Raw genomic sequence first — 26331 nt, 5'->3', positions numbered from 1 at the left:
GTTGTTTTTATATTGTTATTTCGGACTATATACACCACATGGAATAATCATTTCTTCTAATGAAATTCCTCCATGTTGATAGGTGTTTTTATAATATTTCACAAAATGATTATAATTATTTGGATAGGCAAAAAATAAATCTTCTTTAGCAAAAATGAATGGACTATTTATTGATATGGAGGGTAAAAAGACTTCCTTCGGGTTTTTAACTACATATACATCTTTTTCTTCATACGTTAAGCTTTTACCTGTTTTATAACGTAAGTTAGAACTGATGTTTTTATCGCCAATAACTTTTGATGGAGTTTTACAGTTAATAGTTCCGTGATCGGTAGTAATTATTAATTTTTGACCTAATTGATGTGCTTTTTGAATAATTTCAAATAAGGGTGAATTTTTAAACCAACTTACGGTTAAAGATCTATACGCTTTGTCATCACCCGCCAATTCTTTAATTACTTCCATTTCTGTTTTGGCATGTGATATCATATCTACAAAATTATAAACCACAACGGTTAAATCATTTTGTTTAGTGCTGTTGTAATTATCTGCTAAATCTTTACCACTTTTTAATGATACTATTTTATGATATTCATGCTGAATATTTAGGTTTAATCTTTTGATTTGTGTGGTTAAAAATTCGGCTTCAAATAAGTTTTTACCTCCTTCATCTAAATCATTTTTCCAATAATTAGGATATAATTTTTCCATTTCAGAAGGCATTAAGCCAGAAAAAATTGCATTTCTAGCATATTGTGTGGCAGTTGGTAAAATACTGAAATAGGAATGCTCTTTTTCTTTTTTATAAAACTCGTTAATAAAAGGCTCTAAAACTCTGTATTGATCATACCTTAAATTATCAATAACGACCCATAAAACACCTTGATTTTTATTTAAATTGGGGATAACATACTCTTTAAAAAGAGTATGAGATAAGGTAGGTTTTTCGTTGCTATGTAACCAATCTTGATAATTTTTTTTGATAAATTTAAAAAATTGAGAATTTGCTTCTGCTTTTTGACTTTCTAGAATTTCTAACATTCCTGAGTCTTTGATATCCTCAAGTTCTAATTCCCAATGAATTAATTTTTTATATAATTCAACCCATTCTTCATAAGTATTTACCATAGCCAAATCCATAGCTATTTTTCTAAATTCTTGCTGATAATTAGAAGTGGTTTTTTCAGAAACTAAGCGAGAATGGTCTAAATTTTTCTTTAAACTCAGTAATATTTGATTCGGATTTACGGGTTTTATCAAATAATCGGCAATTTTAGATCCAATTGCTTCTTCCATAATATATTCTTCCTCGCTTTTGGTAATCATTACTACCGGAAGATTAGGTTTGAGTTGTTTTATTTGAGTTAAGGTTTCTAAGCCTGTAATTCCAGGCATATTTTCATCTAAAAAAACAATATCAAAATTATCACTTTCAACCATATCAATGGCATCAGCTCCATTTGTACAAGTATCTACTTTATAATTTTTTTTCTCTAAAAAAAGGATGTGCGGCTTCAATAAATCAATCTCATCATCAACCCATAGAATATCTATTTTCTTCATAAAAATTAGTGTGTTTACACAAAATAACGACTAAATAGGTGTTTCGTTGTATTTTGAAAAGCTAAAAATACGTTAATTAAAAAACGTTTTGTTTGGTTTTGTAACTAAATTGCGGTTATTTTTGTTAACAATTTAGAAGATTTATGTATTTTGAGTAAACAAAAAACTAACAAATTAAAGATATTAAACGATCCTATCTACGGATTTATTTCCATACCCAATTCACTCATTTTTGATATTATAGAACATCCCTATTTTCAACGTTTACGACGTGTAACACAGATGGGAATGTCAAATTTAGTGTATCCAGGAGCAAACCATACACGCTTTCATCATGCCATTGGATGCATGCATTTAATGCAAAAAGCAGTACAAGTATTACGTACTAAAAATGTAGAAATTTCAGAAGAAGAAGCCAATGCACTTTATATTGCTATTTTACTACACGATATTGGTCACGGAGCTTTTTCGCATGCTTTAGAGCATAGTATTGTAGAAGGCATTGCTCATGAAGAGATTTCACTAAAGTTCATGCAAAAATTAAATGAAGTTTTTGACGGAAAATTATCATTAGCTATTGAAATTTTTGAAGGAAAATATAAAAGAAAATTTTTCAATCAACTTATATCTAGTCAGTTAGATATTGATAGGTTAGACTATTTAAAACGTGATAGCTTTTTTACAGGAGTTGCAGAAGGAAACATTTCATCAGACAGGATCATTACCATGATGCATGTTAAAGATGATGAATTGGTTATTGAACAAAAAGGGATTTACTCTGTAGAAAAATTTGTCATAGCAAGACGTTTAATGTATTGGCAAGTGTATTTACATAAAACATGTTTATCCGCAGAAGCGTTATTGGTTAAAATCTTACAAAGAGCTAAAGAATTAGCAAAAAATAAAGTTGAATTACCTGCGAGTTCAACACTGCATTACTTTTTATACAATCCTATTACTCATAATAATTTTACAGATGAAACTCTTGATATTTTTTCAAGATTAGATGATTATGATGTTTTAGCAGCAATTAAAGAATGGGTAAACCATAAAGATGTTGTGCTTTCAAAATTAGCTTCAATGATTACGTTTCGTAATTTGCTTAAAATTGAAATTCAAGATAAGCCATTTACTAAAAGAGAAGAACATGAAATTGAAAAAAAACTTAAGAATGACCTAAAAATAAAAGATGAAAACTTACATTATTTTATGTTTTTAGGAAAAGTTTCTAACCAAGCTTATAATATGAATAAACCCATTAAAATTTTAACTAAAAAGGGTAAGCTCAAAGATATAGCTAAGGCCTCAGATCAATTAAACCTTCAAACATTGTCTACTCCTGTAGTGAAATATTATATTTGTTATCCCAAGAAATTTTTGTTGAATTAAAAGGAAACATTATCAATAAGTAAAAATTAGTTACTTTTGCATTCTAATGAAATTTACAGCAAAACAAATAGCCGATATCTTAGAAGGGGAAATTGTAGGAAATCCTGATGTTGAAGTTTCTCAATTGGCAAAGATAGAAGAAGGCAATACAGGTTCTTTAACCTTTTTAGCCAACCCAAAATACAACTCTTTTATTTACATAACAAAGGCATCTGTTGTTATTGTAAACAAGACTTTTACACCTGAAAAAGAAGTAACTTCTACCTTAATAAAGGTTGAAGATGCCTATAAATCATTTTCCACTCTTTTAGAATATTACAATCAAGTCAAAAACAATAAAACTGGAAGAGAAAATCCTCATTTTATTGCCAATTCAGCAAAAATTGGTGTTAATGAATACATTGGTGCTTTTACTTATGTTGGAGAAAATGTAGTATTGGGAGATAATGTAAAGATTTATCCGAATTCATATATTGGAGACAATGTTGTAATAGGTGATAACACTACCATTTTTGCAGGTGTTAAGATATATTCTGAAACCACAATAGGAAAAAACTGTAAGATACACTCAGGAAGTGTGGTTGGTTCTGACGGATTTGGTTTTGCCCCTGATGAAAATGGGGAGTACAAAGCAGTACCACAAACAGGAAATGTTATAATTGAAGATAATGTTGATGTTGGCTCAAATTCAACAATTGACAGAGCTACATTAGGTTCAACAATTATAAGAAAAGGAGTGAAGCTCGATAACCAAATACAAATAGCTCATAACGTTGAAATAGGTAAAAACACAGTTATAGCTTCACAAAGTGGTGTGGCTGGTTCAACAAAAATAGGAGAGAATTGTATGATAGGAGGTCAGGTTGGAATTGTGGGGCATATTTCAATAGGAAATAACGTAAAAATTCAAGCACAATCAGGTATTGGTAGAAACCTAAAAGACAATGATGTAGTTCAAGGTTCACCTGCTTTTGGATATGCTGATTATAATAAATCGTATGTGCATTTTAGAAATTTACCTAAAATTGCATCCTCAATACATAAAATAGAAAAGGAGTTGAATACTCAAAAAACAAGTAATGAGTAAGAAACAAAAAACAATACAAACCGAAGTTTTATTATCTGGTGTAGGACTACACACAGGTAATCAAGTAACCATGAAATTTAAGCCAGCACCAGCTAATCATGGTTTTGCATTTAAACGAATAGATTTAGAAGGTCAGCCAATTATTGAAGCGAAAGCAGATTATGTTGTTACAACCCAACGTAGTACTAATCTTGAAAAGAATGGAGTGCAAATTAACACTTCAGAACACGTTTTAGCAGCAGCAGTTGGCTTAGATATTGATAATTTACTAATAGAAATTGATGCTTCTGAACCACCAATTATGGATGGCTCTTCAAAGTATTTTGTAGAAGCTTTAGAAAAAGCTGGTATACAAGAGTTGGATGAAGAAATAGAAGAATATGTAGTTAAAGATATTATTTCTTACAAAGATGAAAATACAGGTAGTGAAATTATTTTAATGCCTGCAGATGAATATCAAGTTACTACTATGGTTGATTTTGGTACCAAAATTCTAGGTACTCAAAATGCAACTCTTAGCAAAATATCTGATTTTAAAGAAGAAATTTCCTCAGCAAGAACCTTTAGCTTCTTACATGAAATTGAAATGCTTTTAGAGAACGATTTAATAAAAGGAGGTGATTTAAATAATGCAATTGTGTATGTAGATAAAGAGCTTTCAGACAATACTCTTGAAAAGCTTAAAAAAGCCTTTAAAAAAGACGATATAAAAATAAAACCCAACGGAATCTTAGACAATCTCGAATTGCATTGGGCAAATGAAGCAGCACGTCATAAATTACTAGATGTAATAGGAGATTTAGCCTTGGCGGGAACAAGAATTAGAGGTAAAGTTATCGCTAATAAACCAGGTCATTTGGTTAACACCATGTTTGCCAAAAAATTAGCTAAGATTATTAAAGCAGAGAAAAGAAATAATGTCCCTACTTATGATTTGAATGAAACACCTTTAATGGATATTCATAAAATCATGGACATTCTTCCTCACAGACCTCCATTTTTATTAGTAGACAGAATTTTAGAATTGTCTGATACTCATGTAGTAGGTATGAAAAATGTAACTATGAATGAAGATTTTTTCGTAGGACATTTTCCAGGAGCACCAGTTATGCCAGGGGTTTTACAAATTGAAGCTATGGCCCAAGCTGGAGGAGTTCTAGTATTGAGTTCTGTTCCAGATCCAGAAAATTACTTAACATACTTTATGAAAATTGATAATGTTAAGTTCAAACAAAAAGTATTACCAGGAGATACACTAATATTTAAAAGTGAATTAATTACACCAATTCGTCGTGGTATAGCACACATGCAAGCATATGCTTATGCTAATGGTAAGTTAGTTGCTGAGGCAGAACTTATGGCACAAATAAGTAAAGTTAAATAATTATGAATCAACCCTTAGCATACGTACATCCACAAGCAAAAATTGCAAGAAATGTTGTAATTGAACCTTTTACAACTATACATGCAAATGTTGAAATCGGTTCGGGAACATGGATAGGTTCTAACGTAACTATTATGGAAGGTGCAAGAATAGGTAAAAATTGTAGAATTTTTCCGGGAGCAGTAATTTCAGCAATTCCTCAAGATTTAAAGTTTAACGACGAAGAAACTACGGTAGAAATAGGCGATAATGTTACTATAAGAGAATGTGTTACTATTAACCGAGGAACTTCAGATAGAATGAAAACAAAAATAGGTGATAATTGTTTAATTATGGCCTATTGTCATATTGCACACGATAGTATTGTGGGTAACAATTGTATTTTTTCTAATAATTCAACCTTAGCGGGCCATGTTACAGTTGGAGATAATGTTGTTTTAGCAGGTATGGTAGCAGTACATCAATTTGCTTCTATCGGTAACCATGCTTTTGTAACAGGCGGTTCATTAGTTCGTAAAGATGTTCCACCATATGTAAAAGCTGCTCGTGAACCATTATCATATGTAGGTATTAACTCTGTTGGTCTAAGACGCAGAGGCTTTACCACAGAAAAAATTAGAGAAATACAAGATATTTACAGAATCTTATTTCAAAAGAACTATAACTATTCTCAAGCAATAGATATAATTGAAGCTGAAATGGAAGCAACTTCAGAACGTGATGAGATTATACAATTTATAAAAGATTCTCATCGCGGAATTATGAAAGGATATTACAACGCAAATTAACATTTTAAAATGGCAACTACATCAGATATTAAAAAAGGGTTATGCATTCGCTATAACCATGATATTTTCAAAATTATTGAGTTTTTACATGTAAAACCAGGTAAAGGTCCAGCATTTGTTAGAACAAAATTAAAAAGTGTAACATCAGGAAAAGTAATTGATAATACATTTTCTGCAGGTCATAAAATTGAAGATGTTCGTGTTGAAACACGTTCATATCAGTATTTATATCCAGAAGGAGATACTTTTCATTTTATGAATACTGAAGATTATAATCAAATCACATTACAAAAAGATGCGTTAGACAGTCCTGATTTATTAAAAGAAGGAGAGATTGTAACAATAATCTTTAATGCTGAAGATAACTCACCGTTATCAGTAGAAATGCCTTCTCATGTAATTTTAGAAGTAACTCACACAGAGCCAGGAGTTAAAGGAAATACAGCAACCAATGCTACAAAACCTGCAACTGTTGAAACTGGGGCAAGAATCAATGTTCCTTTATTTATAAATGAAGGTGACAAGATTAAAATAGATACAGAAAAAGGAGCTTATACAGAGCGTATTAAAGAATAATTTAATTCCCGCATGTTTTGCGGGATTTTCTTTTCTATGAAATTCAAACAACCACAAACTCTACAACAAATTGCAACATTGTTAAATGTTGATTATGTTGGAAATCCAGATTTTAAAATTACAGGAATCAATGAAATTCATGTAGTTGAAAAAGGAGATATTGTTTTTGTTGATCATCCAAAATATTACGATAAAGCTTTAAATTCTGAGGCAACTACGGTTTTAATCAATAAAAAAGTTGAATGTCCAGAAGGTAAGACTTTATTAATTTCTGATGATCCATTTAGTGATTTTAATAAAATTACCAAACATTTCAATCCTTTTATTGCTTCTAAGCAAAGTATTTCAGAATCTGTAATTATTGGAGAAAATACTACTATCCAACCAAATGTTTTCATTGGAGAGAACGTTATTATTGGTAAAAATTGTGTTATTCATGCAAACGTGACCATTAATAATAGTTGTGTGATTGGCAATAATGTTATTATACAATCAAATACAGTTTTAGGTAGTGATGCTTTTTACTATAAAAATCGTTCAGAAGGCTTTGATAGATTAATTTCTGGAGGAAAAGTGGTTTTAGAGGATAATGTAGAATTGGGAGCTTCTTGTACAATTGACAGAGGAGTAACTGGCGATACTACTATTGGCGCAGGAACCAAAATTGATAACCAAGTTCATGTAGGTCATGATACTATTATTGGCAAAAAATGTTTAATAGCTTCTCAAACAGGAATTGCAGGTTGTGTAGTTATTGAAGATGAAGTTACACTTTGGGGACAAGTAGGTATGACCAGCGGTATTACTATCGGTAAAAAAGCTGTAATTCTAGCTCAATCTGGTATAAGTAAATCTTTAGAAGGAGGAAAAACTTATTTTGGGTATCCTGCAGAAGAGTCAAGAAACAAGCTAAAAGAGTTAGCAGGCATAAAACAAATTTTAAAAGAAAGAAATAACAAAAAATAATTTTATAGTAACATACAAAAAGTTATTTTTGTTTGTCTTAAAAAAATAAAATAAACAACAATGAGTGTTTTAGTAAATAAAGATTCAAAAATTATTGTACAAGGTTTTACAGGTAGCGAAGGAACTTTCCACGCAGGTCAAATGATTGAATATGGTACCAACGTTGTTGGTGGTGTTACTCCAGGTAAAGGAGGTCAAGAACACTTAGGTAAACCAGTATTCAATACAGTTGATGAAGCTGTTCAAAAAGCAGGAGCAGATACCTCTATTATTTTTGTGCCACCAGCATTTGCTGCTGATGCAATTATGGAAGCTGCAGAAGCAGGAATTAAAGTAATTATTTGTATTACAGAAGGAATTCCAACTGCAGATATGGTGAAGGTTAAAGCATATATAGATAATAAAGACTGTACTTTAGTTGGTCCTAACTGTCCGGGAGTAATTACTGCTGAAGAAGCAAAAGTAGGAATTATGCCAGGGTTTATCTTCAAAAAAGGTAAAGTTGGTATTGTATCAAAATCAGGTACATTAACTTATGAAGCAGCAGATCAAGTTGTAAAACAAGGATTTGGAATTACTACTGCAATTGGTATTGGAGGTGATCCAATTATTGGAACAACTACTAAAGAAGCAGTAGAATTATTGATGAATGACCCAGAAACTGAAGCAATTGTAATGATTGGTGAAATCGGAGGAAATCTTGAAGCTGAAGCTGCTCGTTGGATTAAAGCCGATGGAAATCGTAAACCAGTTGTTGGTTTTATTGCAGGACAAACTGCACCAGCAGGTAGAACAATGGGACATGCAGGAGCTATTGTTGGAGGTGCTGACGATACAGCGCAAGCAAAAATGAAAATTTTAGCTGAAAATGGAGTACATGTTGTAGAATCTCCTGCTAAAATTGGAGAAATGGTAGCTAAAGTTTTAGCATAAAATATAACTATTTTCAATAGATATGAATTCCCGTTTCGACGGGAATTTCTTTTTATATTTGAATTTCAAAAAACAACTAATTAATGAAACTACTAGAAAATAAAACAGCAATTATTACCGGTGCAACCAGAGGGATTGGTCGTGGTATTGCTTTAGAGTTTGCAAAACAAGGAGCTAATGTGGCATTTACGTATAATTCATCTGTAGAGGCAGCTAATGAATTGGAAAAAGAATTAACGGCTTTAGGTGTTAAAGCAAAAGGATATCAATCAAACGCTGCTGAATACGAAACTGCACAAGAATTGGTAAAAAATGTTTTAGAAGAATTTGGAGCAGTAGATGTTTTGATTAACAATGCAGGAATTACAAAAGATAATTTATTAATGAGAATCTCTGAAGAGGATTTTGATAAGGTTATTGAAGTAAACTTAAAATCAGTATTTAATTTAACAAAAGCAGTTATTCGCCCAATGATGAAACAACGAGGTGGCTCAATTATTAATATGAGTTCGGTTGTAGGACTAAAAGGAAATGCTGGTCAAGCAAACTATGCAGCATCAAAAGCAGGAATTATTGGTTTCTCAAAATCAGTAGCTTTAGAATTAGGTTCTCGTAATATTCGTAGTAACGTGATTGCTCCTGGATTTATTGAAACTGAAATGACAGCTAAATTAGATGAAAAAGTTGTTGAGGGATGGAGAAATGAAATTCCGTTAAAAAGAGGAGGAACTCCAAAAGATATTGCAGACGCTTGTGTGTTTTTAGGATCTGATATGAGTTCGTATATTACAGGACAAACATTATCGGTTGATGGAGGAATGTTAACTTAGATTTTTTAATTGATAAAATCATATTATTAAAAGCCAACCTTATTTTTAGGTTGGTTTTTTTACTTTTTAATGTTTGCTGAGAATAGCGTATTTTAAAATAGTTCTGATAAAGGTATTATATATTAAATTCTCAAAGAGTCAAGTTTTCAAGATAATTTTAACTTATTATACACAATATATTTAAACTAACAACTTAGTTGTAAAATATTAAATAAGAAATTCTATTTCAAAATACATACTTTTTATTTTAGAGAATTACTTATTATATTCTTCAAAACTTCCATCATCGTATAATAATACAATTTTTAGTAGCTTTTTATCGTTCGATGAGAATCGTGTATTTGAAACTTTTTCGACCTCTGGTTCGTTTATCATATTTTCAGAAAATAGAGTTGGAGTCTCAATTTTATCTTCTTTCTGAATTTCTTCAGATATAGTTTCTATAATTTTCTTTTTTTCTTCTTTTTTCTTCGGAAAAGAACCATCACCATATAATAACCAATACAAATCTACATCCGGAAATTTATTTACAACTTTCATCACAAAGTCCAAACTAGGTTTATTTCTACCTGATAGAAGATGTGATATACTTGAGCGTTGTACATCTATTGTATCTGCAAATGTTGACGATGTTAAACTATAATGTTCTAAAACTTCCTTTAACCTAAAAATTATACCTTCTGAATTCACAATTGTAACTATTAATAATGTATTACAAATGTAAACATTTGATACGAGATTAACAAATACTAAAAAATGAGGAATAATTAACTTTGTCTATTAAATAAAAACTCTAATTAATCACATATAAACACCTGAAAACAATATAATTATCTTTTAATTATAATCAAAATCTATTTAATATTAATATCTGACATTATTGATCCAAGATTTCTAATATCACAAATGTAAATAGTTGCTATGATTAAATAATAAATTTATAAATATCAGTTGATGTTACATTTGTAAATATTACTTTATGCCTATAAATAACAGATTTAATGATGTCTTAATTGACTTTTAGAGCAGGTATGCCTACTTAAAGTATTGATTCTTATTATCTAAAGAACTTAATTAAGAATATTTCTAAGATTTTTCTTTAGTTTACAATTGTAAATTTAAAATTCACGTATAAAAAAAGCACCCGAAAACGAGTGCTTAATAACATAAAGGTGAATTTCTTATTTATTTTTTTGATCTATCCAATTACGAGCGTTTACAAATGCTTCTAACCAAGGAGAAACTTCATCTTTTCGTCCGTCAATATAATTTGCCCAATTCCATTGGAATGTTGATCGCTCAATATGTGGCATAGTAACTAAATGACGACCAGATTTATCACACATCATTGCAGTATTAAAATCTGACCCGTTTGGATTTGAAGGATATTCTGAATATCCATACTTAGCAACAATATCATAATTATCTTCAGAAAGTGGTAAATTGAATTTACCTTCACCGTGAGAAATCCATACTCCTAAAGTACTTCCGGCTAAACTTGATAACATTACTGAGTTATTTTCTTGGATTTTTACAGAAGTAAATGAACTTTCGTGTTTATGAGAATCGTTGTGAATTAATTTACCGTGCACATCATGATCTGGATTGATTAAATCTAATTCCATCCATAACTGTGCACCATTACAAATTCCAACAGATAGAGTGTCTTCACGTTTAAAAAACTTCTTTAACGCTGAATTTGCTTTTTCATTATATAAAAATGCTCCAGCCCAACCTTTAGCAGAACCTAAAACATCAGAATTAGAAAAACCGCCAACAGCTCCAATAAATTGAATATCTTCTAAAGTTTCACGACCAGAAATCAAATCGGTCATATGAACATCTTTTACATCAAAACCAGCTAAATACATAGCATTGGCCATTTCACGTTCTGAGTTAGAACCCTTTTCACGAATAATAGCTGCCTTTGGTCTGTTGGTAACTTTACCAACAGTATCAGACAATTTTCCAGTAAAATGAGTAGGGAAGGTATATTGTAAAGGTTGATTTTTATAGTTATTATAACGATCTTTTGCTAAATTATTAGCAGTTTGCTTTTGATCTAATAAATACGATGTTTTGTACCAAGTGTCTCTTAACTCAGAAATTGATAAAGCGAAAACATCATCACAGTTTTTAATATTTAATCTGTCAGATTCTGTTACAGAACCAATATTGAAGAATTGAATATTATTTTCTGAAAGTATTTTTTCTACAGAATCATCAATAGATTGGAATACAATACCAGCGTTTTCAGCAAATAATAATTTAATACTGTCAGACTCATTTATAGCTGATAGATCAAGGTTTGCTCCAATATTCACATCAGCAAAACACAATTCTAACAATGTAGTTATTAATCCGCCAGAAGCTACATCATGTCCTGCAACAATTTTATCTTCTTTAATTAACTGTTGTATTATGTTAAAAATAGTTTTGAATTGTTTTGCATCAACTACAGAAGGAGCATTGTTACCAATTTTATTTAAAATTTGTGAGAAAGAACTTCCTCCTAAATTAAAATCATCTTGAGAAGCGTTGATGTAATATATATTCCCTTTGTTAGCTTTAAAAACCGGCTCAACAACTTTGGTAATATCGTTACAATTTGCAGCAGCAGAAATAACTACGGTTCCTGGAGAAATAACCTCTTCATTAGGATATTTTTGCTTCATAGATAAGGAATCTTTACCCGTAGGCACATTGATTCCTAAATCAATTACAAATTCTGAAACCGCTTTAACAGCTTCATATAAACGAGCATCTTCACCTTCATTTTTACAAGGCCACATCCAATTGGCAGATAATGAAACCGATTGTAAACCATCTTTTAGTGGTGCCCAAACAATATTGGTTAAGGCTTCTGCAATAGAATTTCTACTTCCTGCAACAGGGTCAATCAATCCTGAAATAGGAGAGTGGCCAATAGAAGTAGCAATTCCTTCTTTTCCTTTATAATCTAAAGCCATAACTCCAACATTATTCAACGGAATTTGTAATGGTCCAACACATTGTTGTTTTGCTACTTTACCACCAACACAACGGTCTACTTTATTGGTTAACCAATCTTTACAAGCAACAGCTTCTAATTGTAGCACTTGTTCTAAATACGTTGTAAAGTTTTCTTTTGAATAGCTTAATTCATTATAATCTCTATTAACAGTTTTATCTGTCATAATAGTTTTAGGAGAGCTACCAAACATATCTTCTAAAGCTAAATCCATAGGTTTATTCCCTTTAGTTTTAGATTCAAAAGTAAAACGATGATCTCCGGTAACATTACCTACGGTGTACATTGGCGAACGCTCACGCTCAGCTATTTTATTAAGCGTATCTATATGTTTTTCGGCAATTACTAATCCCATACGTTCTTGAGATTCATTACCGATGATTTCTTTATCAGATAAAGTAGGATCACCCACCGGAAGTTTGTCTAAATCAATTTTTCCGCCAGTATCTTCAACTAGCTCAGATAAACAATTTAAGTGTCCGCCCGCACCGTGATCGTGAATGGAAACAATGTAGTTCTCATCGCTTTCTACCATTCCGCGAACAGCATTCGCAGCACGTTTTTGCATTTCCGGATTTGAACGTTGTACTGCGTTTAACTCAATTCCTGTTGAAAACTCACCGGTATCAGCAGAAGAAACTGCAGCTCCTCCCATACCAATACGGTAGTTTTCACCACCAAGAATTACAATTTTATCTCCTTCTTTTGGAGTATCTTTTATAGCCTGATCAGCTTTTCCATATCCAATTCCGCCAGCTTGCATAATCACTTTATCAAAACCTAATTTGCGAGCGTCTTCTTCATGTTCGAAGGTTAATACAGAACCACAAATTAAAGGTTGACCGAATTTATTTCCGAAGTCAGAAGCACCGTTAGAAGCTTTAATTAGAATATCCATTGGAGTTTGATACAACCATTTACGCTCATCCATAGCTTGTTCCCAAGGACGATTTTCTTCTAAACGAGAATACGAAGTCATATATACAGCGGTCCCCGCTAAAGGTAAAGAACCTTTTCCGCCTGCTAAACGATCACGAATTTCTCCTCCAGATCCTGTGGCAGCACCGTTAAAAGGTTCAACAGTAGTAGGGAAGTTGTGAGTTTCTGCCTTTAAAGAAATTACAGCCTCAAACTCTTTAGTTTCATAAAAGTCGGGTTTGTCAGCCGATTTTGGAGCAAATTGCTCCACTTTAGGACCTTTGATAAATGCAACATTGTCTTTATAAGCAGAAACAATATCGTTTGGATGTTGTTTCGATGTTTCCTTGATCATTTTGAATAGGGAAGTAGGTTGCTCTTCACCATCAATAACAAAAGTCCCGTTAAAAATTTTATGACGACAGTGTTCTGAATTTACTTGCGAAAACCCGAAAACTTCTGAATCGGTTAATTTTCTTCCTATTTTTTTAGAGACCCCTTCTAAATATTCAATTTCTTCACTGCTTAACGCTAAACCCTCTTGTTCATTGTAAGTTGCAATATCTTCAATTTCTAAAATTGGTTCTGGGGTAATATTTATGGTGAATAATTTTTGATCAAGACCATTGAATTTTTCTGAAATCATTGGATCATAATCAGAGAAATTTTCTGCAATAGCTTTAAATTCTTCAATTCTGATAATATCTTCAATCCCCATGTTTTGCGTGATTTCCACAGCATTAGTACTCCAAGGAGTAATCATTGCTTTTCGTGGACCAACAAAAAAAGCGTCGATAGACGCCGTGTTTATTTTTGGTTCGTTACCAAATAACCATGTTAGTTTTGAAGTCGTTTCAGTTGATAATTCTTTTGTTGCTTGAACAGCAAATACCTTACTGTTTTGGTTTCCGAAGAAATGAATCATTATGTTTAGTTGTGTTTGTGTTGTTGTTTTTAAAGAAACAAATTTACTTTTTTACTTGGATTTAGAGCATAAAAAACAAATTAATCTTCATTTAACTTTTCAGGAATTCTATCTCTTTCAATTTTTCCTTTCTTTAAAGCTTTATAATTTTCGTAACAATTTAAAACAGCTTCAATCATTTGTAAATCACTAGCTTTTTTAATAAAATAATCAGAATAATTACAGTCAGACAATAATTTAGTTAATTGCTGTTTATCCATTTCTAGATATTCCATCATTACTTCACGATCAAATTTACCAGCTAGCATTTTTCGTAAATCATCCTCTTTTTTTAATTTTTGAAGCTTTTTAAGTTGTTTTGGTTTTTTTCCGAAAAGATTATACACCAAATCTACTGGATTCATAAGTTTCGCAATGGGAGATGATATTTTTTGAGGACGACCTACTTCATAGGTTTGAGGTAAACCATTAATATGAATACGAGTAAATTTATCTTTTGGAACTTGTTTAACATCTACTTCTAAAACACCTATTAATTGGGTAGATTTAATGACAACTTCTTTAACTTCTTCTGGTTTTTCATTTAAAGCAATAACTAATTCATTTCCCTTTAATAAATCATTTGTTACTTTTAATTTTATAGATTCAAAACCCAAATAAGAAACTAAAACAGTATCATTTGCTTGTGCGGTAAGTTCAAACATACCGTTTTCATTAGTAATGGTACCTATAACAGAATTTAAGTTAAGAATATGAGCGGCACTAAGAGCTTCCTTAGTTTCTTCATTTACAATTTGTCCTTTTAATTTTTCTTCTTGAGAAAAAATAGCAGTGCTTATTAGTAAGGATATTAAAAAGTATATTTTTTTTTGCATAGTGCAATTATACATATAATTAAGTGGATAACAGTTAATAATTTGTGAAAGAAGATACAAAATATTATACAAAAAAACACTTCTAAAAAGAAGTGTTTGTGCGCGTAACTGGAGTCGAACCAGCACGTCCAAACGGACACAAAGCCCTCAACCTTGCGCGTCTACCAATTCCGCCATACGCGCGTAAACTAAAAAAGTTAAGCATTTGTGCTTAACTTTTCTGTGACCGGGCTGGGGCTCGAACCCAGGACCCTCTCCTTAAAAGGGAGATGCTCTACCAACTGAGCTACCCGGTCATTGCTTCCTTGTAAAAGCGAGTGCAAATATACTATGGTTAATTAAAATATTAAAATTTTTTTTAATTTTTTTACTGATATTTGTCTTGACTAAATTAAAAGTATGAAAATTGTTTTGTTAGGATATATGGCCAGCGGTAAATCGACAATAGGTAAGTATTTGTCTGCTAGATTGTTTTTGCCTTTTATTGATTTGGATGATTATATAGAACAAAGAGAAGAGAAAAGCATTTCAGAGATTTTTAAAGATGAAGGTGAAATTTATTTTAGGAATAAAGAACATCAATATTTAAAAGAATTATTAGAAAAAAAGGAAGATTTTATTCTTTCATTAGGAGGAGGAACTCCGTGTTATGGAGGGAATATGGATTTAATTATACAAACTAAAGATGTAAAATCAGTTTACTTACAAGCAAGTATAAAAACTCTACAAGATAGGATAGAAGCTCAAAAAAATAAACGTCCGTTAGTAGCTAATCTGTCTGATAATGATTTGACAGAGTTCATAGCAAAACATTTATTTGAGCGTCGCTATTTTTATGATAAAGCTGATTTTAAAATAGTTATTGACGATAAAGAAATGACAGAAATAGTAGCTGAAATAAGAATATTACTACATTAAATAAGCAATAGTTTCATCTTTTTTAAATTCTACAACCACGTGTTCCTTTATAGAGGTAGATAATGAAATTCCTTTAAAATCTGCTTTAACAGGATATTTTTTATGATTTCTATTAACTAATACAGCTGTTTTAAAACGTTTTAAAGGGACTTCTAAAAAGTGTTTAATTCCGTAAATTAAAGTTGTTCCTGAGTTTAACACATCATCTACCAATACCAATGATTTATTTTTGTATTCATTAGAAGGAATAGAAGTTGTGATTTCTTTTAGAGGATTCTTCTTATCAATGAATACTTTACATAATACTATTTTAATATCAGAAATTTCATTGACTTTTTCTGCTAATTTTTCTGCAAAAATGTATCCATTATCAGCAATACCCGCAATTACTACTTCCTTTTCTTTAGGATTGGTTTCATAAATTTGATACGCAATTCTTCTTATTTTATGATTTACTTGAGTAGTATCAAGTATAATATTGTTAATTGTTGTCATATAGCAAATTTAAACATCTTCTTCGGTTGAGTCATGATAATCTTCAATATCTCTTCTGTCTTTTTTAGTGGGTCTCCCTGTTCCTTTCTTTCTATAATAGTCTTTTGCAAACTTTAGTAATTCAGTTTTTTCAAACTCTTCTTTTGGAGTAAGGTCTTTTCTATACAAATCAACCAACTTAGCACCAACCCGGTTAGTAGGAATATCTAATACTTTAATTTTATAATTAATTTGATTCTTTCGTATAATGATAGCTTCACTACCAAAAATTTCTTTTGATGGTTTAACATTTAAATCATTAATTTTTACATGTCCTTTTTTACATGCTTCTGTAGCTAAATTCCTGGTTTTAAACAATCTTATACACCACAAATATTTATCTATTCTCATACAAATAGTTAAAATTTATTCTTTCACTTTTAGCAAAGGTATAAAAATGGTAAATTGCGGCGTAAAATTTAATGATTAATGATAAAATTTAGGTATCTTTTTTTAATAGCAATAGCTTCTTTAGTTGTTGCGTGTGGTGGAGATGATAATGGATCTTCAGTTGATAATTTTGATCATACGGCTCAAGCTTTAAAGGATAATGATTCTTTAGTAAGTTTTCTTAAAAAACATTTTTATGATGTAAATGATTCTATTGTAAAGCCACTAACGACAGGTCAAACTGCATTATTTGATGATGTCAATTTAAAAGTTGATGAAATTACAGAAACGATAAATGACGTAGATATTAATTACAAATTATATTACTACGTGGTAAGGGAAGGAGAAAATAATGATAAAGGAAATCCTTCAGTAATAGATTCTGTTTTTGTAAATTATGCTGGACAAAGAATTGTTGCTACTGATAGTTTAAGTACTACTTTTGATTCTAACAATAAAACTTGGTTTGCTCTAAGTAATGTTATCAGAGGATGGTCTTATGGTTTTACTCATTTTAAAGGAGGAGAAAATGTAACAGGGAATGGTCCTATTACTTATGTGAATGGTGGTAAAGGAGTTTTGTTTATACCATCAGGTTTATCATATAGAAATTATGGAGCAGGCTCTATTTTACCAAATGAACCTTTAATGTTTTATATTGATTTGTTAGATTTAGTTCCAGAAACAGATACAGACCAAGATGGTATACCTTCTATATATGAAGATATAGACGGAGATGGCAAACCATGGAATGATGATACAGATGGAGATTCAACTCCTGATTTTGCAGATACTGATGATGATGGTGATTTGATTTTAACAAAATATGAAGATGCTAATAAAGATGGTGATCCTAGAAATGATTTTAGTGATCCAGATAATCCTACCATACCTGATTATTTAAACAGAAATGTTAGAAAAAGTAATCAATAAATAAAATAACAACCAATAAAAAATCCCACTGAAAAGTGGGATTTTTTTATTATTTGCAAATTACATGTAACTTAGAATCTATAAGATAAACCAACAATAATTTGGTTAACACGTGTGTCAAAAGTAGTTGTTGTTCCAGTATTGTTGTTAATGAATTTAGATTCTGTATCTGAAAAAGCTCTTTCCCAACGTAAATCTAAACCTAGTTTTCCTAATTCTATTCCACCACCCATTTGTAGTCCAACTGTAAAACCATCTGCTTTAATATCTCTAACTTCATCCCAGTCTAAATCGCCATCAACAATATATTGGAATGATGGGCCAATATGAACATAGGCAATTTTTAAAAACTTTTTTCCAAGTAAAACAGGAATGTCAATTTTTTGGAAATCATACGATGTTTTTGCTCCTGTAGAATTTAAGGTAACATCACTTTTAAGAGAAGTATAAACCAGTTCTGGTCTAAGATATAAACCAATAGCAGGAATTTTAGCTCTTAACCAAATACCAGCATGGTAACCAGTTTTGCTTTCTGCACCGCCATCAATAACATCTTCTTGAACTTCCCTAAAAGAATCAGAGTTGTAGTTAATACCAGCTTTAATACCAAATTGAAGCTGTGCCTGTGATAACTGAGTTGCTCCAAACACTAAGAATAACATTAAAATTAGTTTCTTCATAATTTATTAATTTAAATTGCTTTCAAATAAGAAAACGGCTTTTTAAGCCGTTTATTTTCTTTTAATAACTTTCTTAACAGCTTCAATAACTGCTTCGTCATTAATTTTATATTTTTTCATCAGTTCTGCTGGGGTTGCTGATTCTCCAAATGTATCGTTAACAGCTACAAATTCCTGAGGAGTAGGGGTGTTAAGAGCTAAACAACGTGCTACACTTTCTCCTAAACCTCCAAACTTATTATGTTCTTCAGCAGTAACTATACAACCTGTTTTAGCTACTGAAGCTAAAATAGCTTCTTCATCTAAAGGTTTAATAGTATGTATATTGATAACTTCTGCAGAAATGCCTTCTTCTTCTAGTTTTTCAGCAGCTTGTAATGATTCCCATACTAAATGACCAGTAGCAACAATAGTAACGTCTGATCCTTCAGTTAATTTCATTGCTTTTCCAATTTTAAATTCCCCTGTTGGCATAAATACAGGTACAGATGGACGACCAAAACGTAAATAAACTGGTCCTTGATGGTCTGCGATAGCAATTGTAGCTTCTTTAGTTTGATTGTAATCACAGGTATTAATAACGGTCATACCTGGTAACATTTTCATTAAACCAATATCTTCTAAAATTTGATGTGTTGCTCCATCTTCACCCAAAGTTAATCCTGCATGAGAAGCACAAATTTTTACGTTTTTATTAGAATAGGCAATAGATTGACGGATTTGATCGTAAACACGACCTGTTGAAAAGTTTGCAAAAGTACCTGTAAAAGGAATTTTACCTCCAATGGTTAAACCTGCAGCAATTCCCATCATGTTTGCTTCTGCAATACCTACTTGAAAAAATCTTTCTGGATGATTTTTTTCAAAGGCATTCATTTTTAAAGAACCGGTTAAATCAGCACAAAGTGCTACTACATTAGGATTTTTTTTACCTAATTCTGTTAAACCGTCTCCAAAACCTGACCTCGTGTCTTTTTTTTCTGTGTATGTGTATTTTTTCATTGTTGTGTTGTAAAAAATCAGTCAAAAATAAACTTTTTAAAATGACTGTAAATTATAATTTCATCAATTCTTCATATAATTTATGAACAGGTAACCCCACTACGTTAAAATAGCTTCCTTTTATAGTTTTAATTCCTATTTTTCCTATCCATTCTTGTATGCCATAAGCACCAGCTTTGTCATAGGGTCTATAATTAGTAATATAATAATCTATTTCTTCTTTACTTAGTTTTTTAAATTCTACAATTGTAGTATCGTTTACTATTTTTTGAAAGTTCTTATTTTTAATACAGACAGATGTAATAACTTCATGAGTTTTGCCTGATAATTGCCATAGCATTTCAAAAGCTTCATCATAGTCTTTTGGTTTTCCTAATGCTTTGTTTTGATGCCAAACAATAGTATCAGAGGTTATAAGGATATCTTTTTCGGTAAGTTCATTTTCAAAAGGTTTAGACTTTAATGTGGCTAAATAATCAGTAATTTCTATACCTTTTAAATGATTTGGATAGATTTCATCAACTTCTTTTACTCGAATTTCAAAATCAATATGTAAGTCTTTTAAAAAATGCTGCCTTCTTGGAGAACCAGAGGCTAGAATAATATTATAATTAGCTAATTTAGAGGATAACATCTTTTATAAAATATGAAATTAAAGGAATAGCTAAAACACCTAATAAGAGTATAATACTTAATCCTTTTATTAGTTTAGAATAATCTTTTTCGGTTTTTGATTTGATTAGTTTTCTTATGCATAAAGTTTGAGGAACTATCATAAAAATAAAAATAACTAATGCAGAAAATATACTTTTTCTTAAATATAAGATTAAGGCTAGAGTTAAAAAAGTAACACTATAAGCCATAACTATAATAATTTTTTTTGCGGCTTTCTCTCCAAAAACTACAGGTAAGGTTTCTTCATTCTTTTTCCTATTAAACTTAAAATTTTTCAAGTCGATAATGACACTACGAATAAAATTCCCTATAAATGAAATAGCTATAAAATAAATGATTAAAACCTCTATTTTTAAAAATATTTCCCATTGTACCATATTTAATGAAATAGGAGAATCCATCCACCAGATTAATATAAAACTACTAGATTTTATAAAAGATGGAAAAATATTATTTAAAATGGTTTTTGGGTATGAATTTTTAGCAAACCAAACAGTGCTAACAGTTGCAAAAAAGAAAACTAATATAAAAAAAGGTTTATCAATATTTAAAGATATATAGCTTCCAAGTAAAACTCCTGCAGATGCTAAGATAAAGTATGCATATAGAAGTTGTTTTTTGCTGAAAAAAGTAAGGTCTTTTACTTTTTTATAATAGTAGTTAATGAAAGAACCTGCAGATACAATAAAAGTACAAGCTATTATTAATATGAATAAACCATAATAAGTTAGAGAGGTTTCAAAAGCAAAGCTTTCTAGAAAACTTATCTTTATAAAAAAAAGGATTAAAATTATAGATATTAAGTCTTGCCAAGCTATAATTTTACGAAGGTCTTTAAGCATTTGCTTTATTTGAATTGCTTTTTTATTCTATCTAAATTACGCTTACTATCTCTATCTTTAATTGTTTGGCGTTTATCATGAGTTTTTTTCCCTTTACCTAAGGCTATTTCTAATTTTGCCCAACCGTTTTCATTGATAAATAAACGTAAAGGTACAATGGTATTTCCTTTTGATTCTACTTCCTTTTCTAACTTTTTAAGTTCTCTTTTATTTAATAGTAATCTACGTTCACTTTTTGGTTTGTGATTGTAATGATGGCCAAAAGCATATTCTTCAATATACATGTTAACCACAAAAAGTTCTCCACGATCATTAAACTCGCAAAAACTTTCTGTAATTCTGGCCTTACTTTGACGTATAGATTTTATTTCGGTTCCGGTTAACTGAATGCCTGCTACGTATTTATCTAAAATCTCGTATTCAAAACGAGCTTTTTTATTTTGTATGTTAATGTTCTTTTGCATAAATATTGACAAAAATACACTTTAAGAAATTATTATGAAACTCTTAGTTCTACAAATAACAAAAGTTAGAAACTATGACTTTTATCACCATTTTCAGAGAAATGAACTCATAATTTTGCTAAGTAATTATAAACAAACGTAAATAAAAAAACATGAAAAAAATTATACTAGGTTTAGCATTAGGGTTCGCTTTTTTTAATAGTGGTTTTGCTCAAGAAAAAGAATCTACAGATTTCAATAAATGGCAGGCGCGCTTTAGATTTGTTACCGTTCTACCACAAGAATCAGCAACTATTGAAGCTATTGGTGGAGACATTGAAATTAGTGATCGTTTAATTCCAGAATTAGATTTCACCTATTTTTTTACTGAAAACATTGCTGCAGAATTAATTTTAGGTACTACCAAACATGACGTAAAAGCAGTGCAAACAGCTTTAGGTGATATAGATTTAGGTTCTGTTTGGTTATTACCTCCAACATTAACGTTGCAATACCATTTTAATATAAATGATTTTAGACCGTATGTAGGAGCAGGGGTTAATTATACAATATTTTATGATGTGGATCCGGGAGCGGTAGTTGATGTTGAATACGACAATGCCTTTGGATATGCTTTTCAATTAGGCTTTGATTATGATTTAGATGATACCTGGTTTTTAAACCTTGACGCTAAGTATGTAATGCTAACTACAGATGTTACCGTAGATGCTGGAGCAGTAGTGCCTGCAGATGTAGACATTAATCCTCTTTTAATTGGTTTTGGTGTAGGTATGAAATTCTAGCAACACTTTTTTTTCATTCATTGTACTAAAGTAAAAAGACCGCTCTAGAGCGGTCTTTTTTAATTATAAAAACTTTATTAATTTATTTTTAATAATAAACTAGTGGTACGTTCTTTTGTAACAGTAATAATATATAAATTACCATAATTATTCTCATCAATATTAGGAAATTCTTCTTTTCCTAAAATCATGTTAGCTAATTGTGGAGTAGTGTTACTGTGTCCTACTACTAAAACAGCAGAACCGGTAGTGTTATACTTAAAAGCCGGATCATACATTTTAGTTTCATCAAATTTAAAAACGGGTAACTTTTTACTATCTGCAGTTGGTTTTGCTGTTTGTTTTGTTCTGTTATAATCAGTAGAGTATACTGCATCTAACTTAACATGAGCAAAAACATCAGCCCATTTTTTTGCACGATTAATTCCTTCTGAACTCAATACTGGATTGGTATCATTAGGATTAAAAGTAGATTTTTCTGCGTGACGAATTAAGTAATAAGTGGTTACTTGATCATTGTCTTGTGCAAAAGTTGTTATTGAACAAAACAACACGCATAGGATAAAGCAAAAATTCTTCATATTAATATTAATTTTCGACAAAAATAAAAAACGATGCGAAACGGCATCGTTTTTTATTTAGAAATTTATAATAAATTATTCGTTTTCTACTAAATTAGATGGATTTCTAAAAACTAACTCTCCATCAAAGGCATCTAATAGTATAATACTATCATTTGTTACTTTTCCAGCTAAGATCTCTTTAGAAAGCTGATTAAGCACTTCTTTTTGAATTACCCTTTTTACAGGTCTAGCACCAAATTCGGGTTGATAACCTCTTTCGGCTAAGTGTTCAATTGCTTGATCTGTAGCTTCTAAAGTGATGTTCTGTTTAGCGATCATCTTTTTAACACTATTTAATTGTAATTCTACAATTTGTTTGATGTTATCTTCAGACAACGGAGTAAACATGATTATATCATCAATTCTATTTAAAAACTCAGGTCTTACACTTTGTTTTAATAAGCCTAAAACTTCAGTTTTAGCCATTTCCATGGTGGTATGGATATCTGCTTTTAAATTTTCAAACTTCTCTTGAATAATATGGCTTCCCATATTTGAAGTCATGATAATAATAGTATTCTTAAAATCAGCTAATCTACCTTTATTGTCGGTTAAATGGCCTTCATCTAATACTTGTAATAAGATATTGAATGTATCTGGATGTGCTTTTTCAATTTCATCTAACAATACTACTGAATACGGTTTTCTTCTAACAGACTCAGTTAATTGTCCGCCTTCGTCATAACCAACATATCCTGGAGGAGCACCTACTAGTCTGCTTACTGCATGACGTTCTTGGTATTCACTCATATCAATTCGAGTCATGGCATTTTCATCGTCAAATAAATATTCTGCCAACGCTTTTGCTAACTCTGTTTTACCAACACCGGTTGTACCTAAGAATAAGAACGAACCAATTGGTTTTTTTGCATTTTGTAATCCAGCTCTTGAACGACGAACAGCATCTGCAACAGCTTCAATAGCTTCTTCTTGACCCACAACACGTTTGTGTAGTTCATCTTCTAAGCGGAGTAATTTTTCACGTTCAGATTGTAACATTTTAGTTACAGGAATCCCTGTCCATTTAGCAACAACTTCTGCAATATCATCATAGGTAACTTCTTCTTTTATTAAAGAATGCTCTTGTTGATTTGCTAACAATTCTTGTTGCTTTTCTAATTCTTCTTGAGCATCTTTTATTTTACCGTAGCGTAACTCAGCAACCTTTCCGTAATCACCATTCCTTTCCGCTTTATCAGCTTCTAACTTGTAATTCTCGATATCAGTTTTTAGTTGCTGAATGGTATCTACCACGTTTTTCTCTGATTGCCATTTAGCATTGATTTCATTACGTTCTTCTTTTAAGTTAGCTAAATCTGCATTTAAAGATTTTACTTTAACTTCATCATTTTCACGTTTAATAGCTTCAATTTCAATTTCTAACTGCATTATTTTACGATCTAAAACATCTAAATCTTCAGGTTTAGAGTTGATTTCCATACGTAATTTAGAGGCAGCTTCATCCATTAAATCGATGGCCTTATCTGGTAAAAAACGACTGGTTATGTAACGTTGCGACAATTCCACCGCGCCAATAATAGCTTCGTCTTTAATACGTACTTTGTGGTGAGCTTCGTATTTTTCCTTTATACCACGTAAAATTGAAATTGCACTTTCGGTATCGGGTTCATCAACCATTACTTTTTGAAAACGACGCTCTAATGCTTTGTCTTTTTCAAAGTATTTTTGATACTCATCTAGAGTAGTGGCACCAATAGCTCTTAACTCACCACGAGCTAAAGCAGGTTTTAAAATATTGGCCGCATCCATAGCGCCTTGACCACCTCCAGCACCTACTAAAGTGTGAATTTCATCAATAAAAAGTACAATGTCGCCTTCAGAAGTAGTAACTTCTTTAACTACCGATTTTAAACGCTCTTCAAATTCACCTTTATATTTTGCACCCGCAATTAAAGCTCCCATATCTAATGAGTAAATTTGTTTTTGCTTCAAATTTTCGGGTACATCACCTCTAATAATACGATGCGCTAATCCTTCAGCAATAGCTGTTTTACCAGTACCGGGTTCACCTACTAAAATAGGGTTGTTTTTGGTTCTTCTAGATAAAATTTGAAGCAAACGTCTAATTTCTTCATCTCTACCAATAACCGGATCTAATTTTCCGTCTAATGCTAATTGGTTTAGGTTTTTAGCATATTTATTTAACGCATTATAGGTTTCTTCTGCACTTTGAGAAGTAACTCTGTCACCTTTTCTAAGCTCTGAAATAGCGCTCTCAACACCTTTTTCTGTAGCTCCTTGGTCTTTTAAAGCTTGTGAAATAGCACTTTTTGATTTTATAATTGCTAAAATGATATGTTCCGTAGAAACATATTCATCTTTCATTTTTTTAGCAATAATTGAAGCTTCTGTTAATGTTTTGTTAGCCTCTCTCGACAACATTATTTCAGCTCCAGAAACTTTAGAATAACTTTCTAATTGCTTGTCTAGAATTTGCTGAATAATTTCTATATTTATGTTTAACTTTTTCAATATAAAAGGAAGAACATTCTCATCAACCTGCAGCAAAGCTTTGAAAATGTGTTCATTTTCTATTTGATTGTGACTATAACCTTGCGCTAATTGCTGCGCCATTTGTATAGTTTCTTGCGATTTTATGGTAAAATTGTTAAAATTCATATTAATTTTATTTTTTATTTGATAAGAGTCAAATTCAATACCATGTAGTATAAGGTTTGTAAAACAGTCAAATTGTCTTTAATTTAAGGTTGTTTGCTGACTTTTTGACTTGTTTGAAAGTAAATTGTAATCATAACGACAGATAACGAAATATAATTAAAAGTATGTTTAAAAATATATTTAAAAAAGGAGAGAAGCAACAGGAAATACCTGAAAATACAGTTAAAGTTAACTGGGTTAAGTTAACAGATGTGGCTCAATTAGAAAAAGTGGATCAAGATTCACAAAATAATTTGGTGGGAATATTTAAACATTCAACCAGGTGTATTATTAGTAAAACTGTACTGTCTAACTTTGAAAAAATGGTTTCTAATAATCAATTAAGTAATACATTTTACTATTTAGATTTGCTTAATTACAGAGATATTTCTAATAAAATTGAAGAGAAATATCAGGTAATGCATCAATCACCTCAATTATTACTTATTAAAAATGGAGAAGTGGTTGAACATGCTTCTCATTATGATATTTCACAACTTAATGTGGATAAGTTTGGAAAATAATCTTAGATTTTCTCAGGCTTTTCCTTAAATAGGTCGTATTT

At 30.9% G+C, this 26331-nt stretch carries 25 protein-coding genes and 2 tRNA genes; 12 read left to right on the top strand and 15 right to left on the bottom strand.

Annotation, left to right across the window (positions count from 1 at the left end):
* Positions 1 to 15 precede the first annotated feature (15 nt).
* On the bottom strand, positions 16 to 1563 hold the full coding sequence (locus tag SLH33_RS02195; protein ID WP_320417425.1) for a bifunctional response regulator/alkaline phosphatase family protein: 1548 nt from the start codon (positions 1561 to 1563) through the stop codon (positions 16 to 18).
* Positions 1564 to 1713: 150 nt separating this feature from the next.
* Between SLH33_RS02195 and SLH33_RS02190 the strand changes: the two genes are divergently transcribed.
* The 8 genes from SLH33_RS02190 to fabG all read left to right on the top strand — a co-directional run bounded on the left by SLH33_RS02190 (position 1714) and on the right by fabG (position 9516).
* Positions 1714 to 2952 (top strand): HD domain-containing protein, encoded by a 1239-nt coding sequence (locus SLH33_RS02190; protein ID WP_320417424.1) that lies wholly within the window; start codon positions 1714 to 1716, stop codon positions 2950 to 2952.
* Between the two features lie 46 nt (positions 2953 to 2998).
* Complete coding sequence (lpxD, locus tag SLH33_RS02185; RefSeq protein WP_320417423.1) at positions 2999 to 4039, top strand: UDP-3-O-(3-hydroxymyristoyl)glucosamine N-acyltransferase; 1041 nt, start codon at positions 2999 to 3001, stop codon at positions 4037 to 4039.
* Positions 4032 to 5423, top strand: a complete 1392-nt coding sequence (locus SLH33_RS02180; protein WP_320417422.1) for a bifunctional UDP-3-O-[3-hydroxymyristoyl] N-acetylglucosamine deacetylase/3-hydroxyacyl-ACP dehydratase — start codon at positions 4032 to 4034, stop codon at positions 5421 to 5423. Before lpxD ends, SLH33_RS02180 begins: the two co-directional genes overlap by 8 nt.
* A gap of 2 nt (positions 5424 to 5425) precedes the next feature.
* Positions 5426 to 6211: an acyl-ACP--UDP-N-acetylglucosamine O-acyltransferase gene (gene lpxA, locus SLH33_RS02175; RefSeq protein ID WP_320417421.1), complete on the top strand. Its 786-nt coding sequence runs from the start codon at positions 5426 to 5428 to the stop codon at positions 6209 to 6211.
* Positions 6212 to 6220: 9 nt separating this feature from the next.
* Positions 6221 to 6787, top strand: a complete 567-nt coding sequence (gene efp / locus SLH33_RS02170) for an elongation factor P (RefSeq protein ID WP_320417420.1) — start codon at positions 6221 to 6223, stop codon at positions 6785 to 6787.
* A gap of 36 nt (positions 6788 to 6823) precedes the next feature.
* Entirely contained in the window at positions 6824 to 7753 is a 930-nt protein-coding gene (locus SLH33_RS02165; protein WP_320417419.1) for a UDP-3-O-(3-hydroxymyristoyl)glucosamine N-acyltransferase, read from the top strand.
* A gap of 60 nt (positions 7754 to 7813) precedes the next feature.
* On the top strand, positions 7814 to 8686 hold the full coding sequence (gene sucD / locus SLH33_RS02160; protein ID WP_320417418.1) for a succinate--CoA ligase subunit alpha: 873 nt from the start codon (positions 7814 to 7816) through the stop codon (positions 8684 to 8686).
* A gap of 83 nt (positions 8687 to 8769) precedes the next feature.
* Positions 8770 to 9516 (top strand): 3-oxoacyl-[acyl-carrier-protein] reductase, encoded by a 747-nt coding sequence (fabG, locus tag SLH33_RS02155; protein ID WP_320417417.1) that lies wholly within the window; start codon positions 8770 to 8772, stop codon positions 9514 to 9516.
* Positions 9517 to 9771: 255 nt separating this feature from the next.
* On the opposite strand, the gene SLH33_RS02150 is transcribed toward fabG, so the two are convergent.
* The 5 genes from SLH33_RS02150 to SLH33_RS02130 form a co-directional block, all read right to left on the bottom strand.
* Positions 9772 to 10206, bottom strand: coding sequence for a helix-turn-helix transcriptional regulator (locus SLH33_RS02150; protein ID WP_320417416.1), 435 nt, complete (start codon positions 10204 to 10206; stop codon positions 9772 to 9774).
* Positions 10207 to 10697: 491 nt separating this feature from the next.
* Entirely contained in the window at positions 10698 to 14369 is a 3672-nt protein-coding gene (gene purL / locus SLH33_RS02145) for a phosphoribosylformylglycinamidine synthase (RefSeq protein WP_320417415.1), read from the bottom strand.
* A gap of 80 nt (positions 14370 to 14449) precedes the next feature.
* Complete coding sequence (locus SLH33_RS02140; RefSeq protein ID WP_320417414.1) at positions 14450 to 15244, bottom strand: carboxypeptidase-like regulatory domain-containing protein; 795 nt, start codon at positions 15242 to 15244, stop codon at positions 14450 to 14452.
* 99 nt (positions 15245 to 15343) lie between these two features.
* Positions 15344 to 15427 (bottom strand) — tRNA-Leu (locus tag SLH33_RS02135).
* 40 nt (positions 15428 to 15467) lie between these two features.
* A tRNA-Lys gene (locus SLH33_RS02130) sits at positions 15468 to 15540 on the bottom strand.
* A gap of 103 nt (positions 15541 to 15643) precedes the next feature.
* Here SLH33_RS02130 and SLH33_RS02125 point away from each other — a divergent pair.
* Positions 15644 to 16162 carry a shikimate kinase gene (locus SLH33_RS02125; RefSeq protein WP_320417413.1) on the top strand — a complete coding sequence of 173 codons (519 nt, stop codon included), beginning with the start codon at positions 15644 to 15646 and terminating at the stop codon, positions 16160 to 16162.
* Here SLH33_RS02125 and SLH33_RS02120 read toward each other — a convergent pair.
* Both SLH33_RS02120 and SLH33_RS02115 read right to left on the bottom strand, forming a co-directional pair.
* A complete protein-coding gene (locus tag SLH33_RS02120) occupies positions 16154 to 16657 on the bottom strand; it encodes a phosphoribosyltransferase domain-containing protein (RefSeq protein ID WP_320417412.1) in 504 nt (167 codons plus the stop codon). The two genes, SLH33_RS02125 and SLH33_RS02120, sit on opposite strands and share 9 nt — an antisense overlap.
* A 9-nt stretch (positions 16658 to 16666) precedes the next feature.
* Entirely contained in the window at positions 16667 to 17047 is a 381-nt protein-coding gene (locus SLH33_RS02115) for an RNA-binding S4 domain-containing protein (RefSeq protein ID WP_320417411.1), read from the bottom strand.
* A gap of 78 nt (positions 17048 to 17125) precedes the next feature.
* Between SLH33_RS02115 and SLH33_RS02110 the strand changes: the two genes are divergently transcribed.
* Positions 17126 to 18019 carry an FKBP-type peptidyl-prolyl cis-trans isomerase gene (locus SLH33_RS02110; protein ID WP_320417410.1) on the top strand — a complete coding sequence of 298 codons (894 nt, stop codon included), beginning with the start codon at positions 17126 to 17128 and terminating at the stop codon, positions 18017 to 18019.
* A 71-nt stretch (positions 18020 to 18090) separates the two neighbouring features.
* Here SLH33_RS02110 and SLH33_RS02105 read toward each other — a convergent pair whose 3' ends face one another.
* Genes SLH33_RS02105 through smpB form a run of 5 tightly spaced genes read right to left on the bottom strand, consistent with a single transcriptional unit; the run spans position 18091 to position 21682 of the window.
* Positions 18091 to 18699 carry an outer membrane beta-barrel protein gene (locus SLH33_RS02105; protein ID WP_320417409.1) on the bottom strand — a complete coding sequence of 203 codons (609 nt, stop codon included), beginning with the start codon at positions 18697 to 18699 and terminating at the stop codon, positions 18091 to 18093.
* Between the two features lie 51 nt (positions 18700 to 18750).
* Complete coding sequence (locus SLH33_RS02100; RefSeq protein WP_320417408.1) at positions 18751 to 19701, bottom strand: transketolase family protein; 951 nt, start codon at positions 19699 to 19701, stop codon at positions 18751 to 18753.
* 52 nt (positions 19702 to 19753) lie between these two features.
* Complete coding sequence (locus tag SLH33_RS02095; protein ID WP_320417407.1) at positions 19754 to 20335, bottom strand: Maf-like protein; 582 nt, start codon at positions 20333 to 20335, stop codon at positions 19754 to 19756.
* Complete coding sequence (locus SLH33_RS02090) at positions 20322 to 21218, bottom strand: hypothetical protein (protein ID WP_320417406.1); 897 nt, start codon at positions 21216 to 21218, stop codon at positions 20322 to 20324. The genes SLH33_RS02095 and SLH33_RS02090 overlap by 14 nt, the downstream gene beginning before the upstream one ends.
* Positions 21219 to 21223: 5 nt before the next feature.
* Positions 21224 to 21682 (bottom strand): SsrA-binding protein SmpB, encoded by a 459-nt coding sequence (smpB, locus tag SLH33_RS02085; protein WP_320417405.1) that lies wholly within the window; start codon positions 21680 to 21682, stop codon positions 21224 to 21226.
* A gap of 152 nt (positions 21683 to 21834) precedes the next feature.
* Here smpB and SLH33_RS02080 point away from each other — a divergent pair, with 152 nt between their 5' ends.
* Positions 21835 to 22464 (top strand): OmpW/AlkL family protein, encoded by a 630-nt coding sequence (locus tag SLH33_RS02080; RefSeq protein WP_320417404.1) that lies wholly within the window; start codon positions 21835 to 21837, stop codon positions 22462 to 22464.
* A gap of 77 nt (positions 22465 to 22541) precedes the next feature.
* Here SLH33_RS02080 and SLH33_RS02075 read toward each other — a convergent pair whose 3' ends face one another.
* A complete protein-coding gene (locus SLH33_RS02075) occupies positions 22542 to 23045 on the bottom strand; it encodes a phosphoglycerate mutase family protein (protein WP_320417403.1) in 504 nt (167 codons plus the stop codon).
* A gap of 75 nt (positions 23046 to 23120) precedes the next feature.
* A complete protein-coding gene (clpB, locus tag SLH33_RS02070) occupies positions 23121 to 25727 on the bottom strand; it encodes an ATP-dependent chaperone ClpB (RefSeq protein WP_320417402.1) in 2607 nt (868 codons plus the stop codon).
* A 164-nt stretch (positions 25728 to 25891) separates the two neighbouring features.
* Here clpB and ytxJ point away from each other — a divergent pair, with 164 nt between their 5' ends.
* Positions 25892 to 26290, top strand: coding sequence for a bacillithiol system redox-active protein YtxJ (gene ytxJ, locus SLH33_RS02065; RefSeq protein ID WP_320417401.1), 399 nt, complete (start codon positions 25892 to 25894; stop codon positions 26288 to 26290).
* The last annotated feature ends 41 nt before the right edge of the window (positions 26291 to 26331 follow it).

It is taken from the genome of Tenacibaculum sp. IB213877 (genome assembly GCF_034043975.1).
Lineage (GTDB): Bacteria > Bacteroidota > Bacteroidia > Flavobacteriales > Flavobacteriaceae > Polaribacter.
Note: the sequence above shows the minus strand (reverse complement) of the source record. Positions and strands in the feature narration are given on the sequence as shown.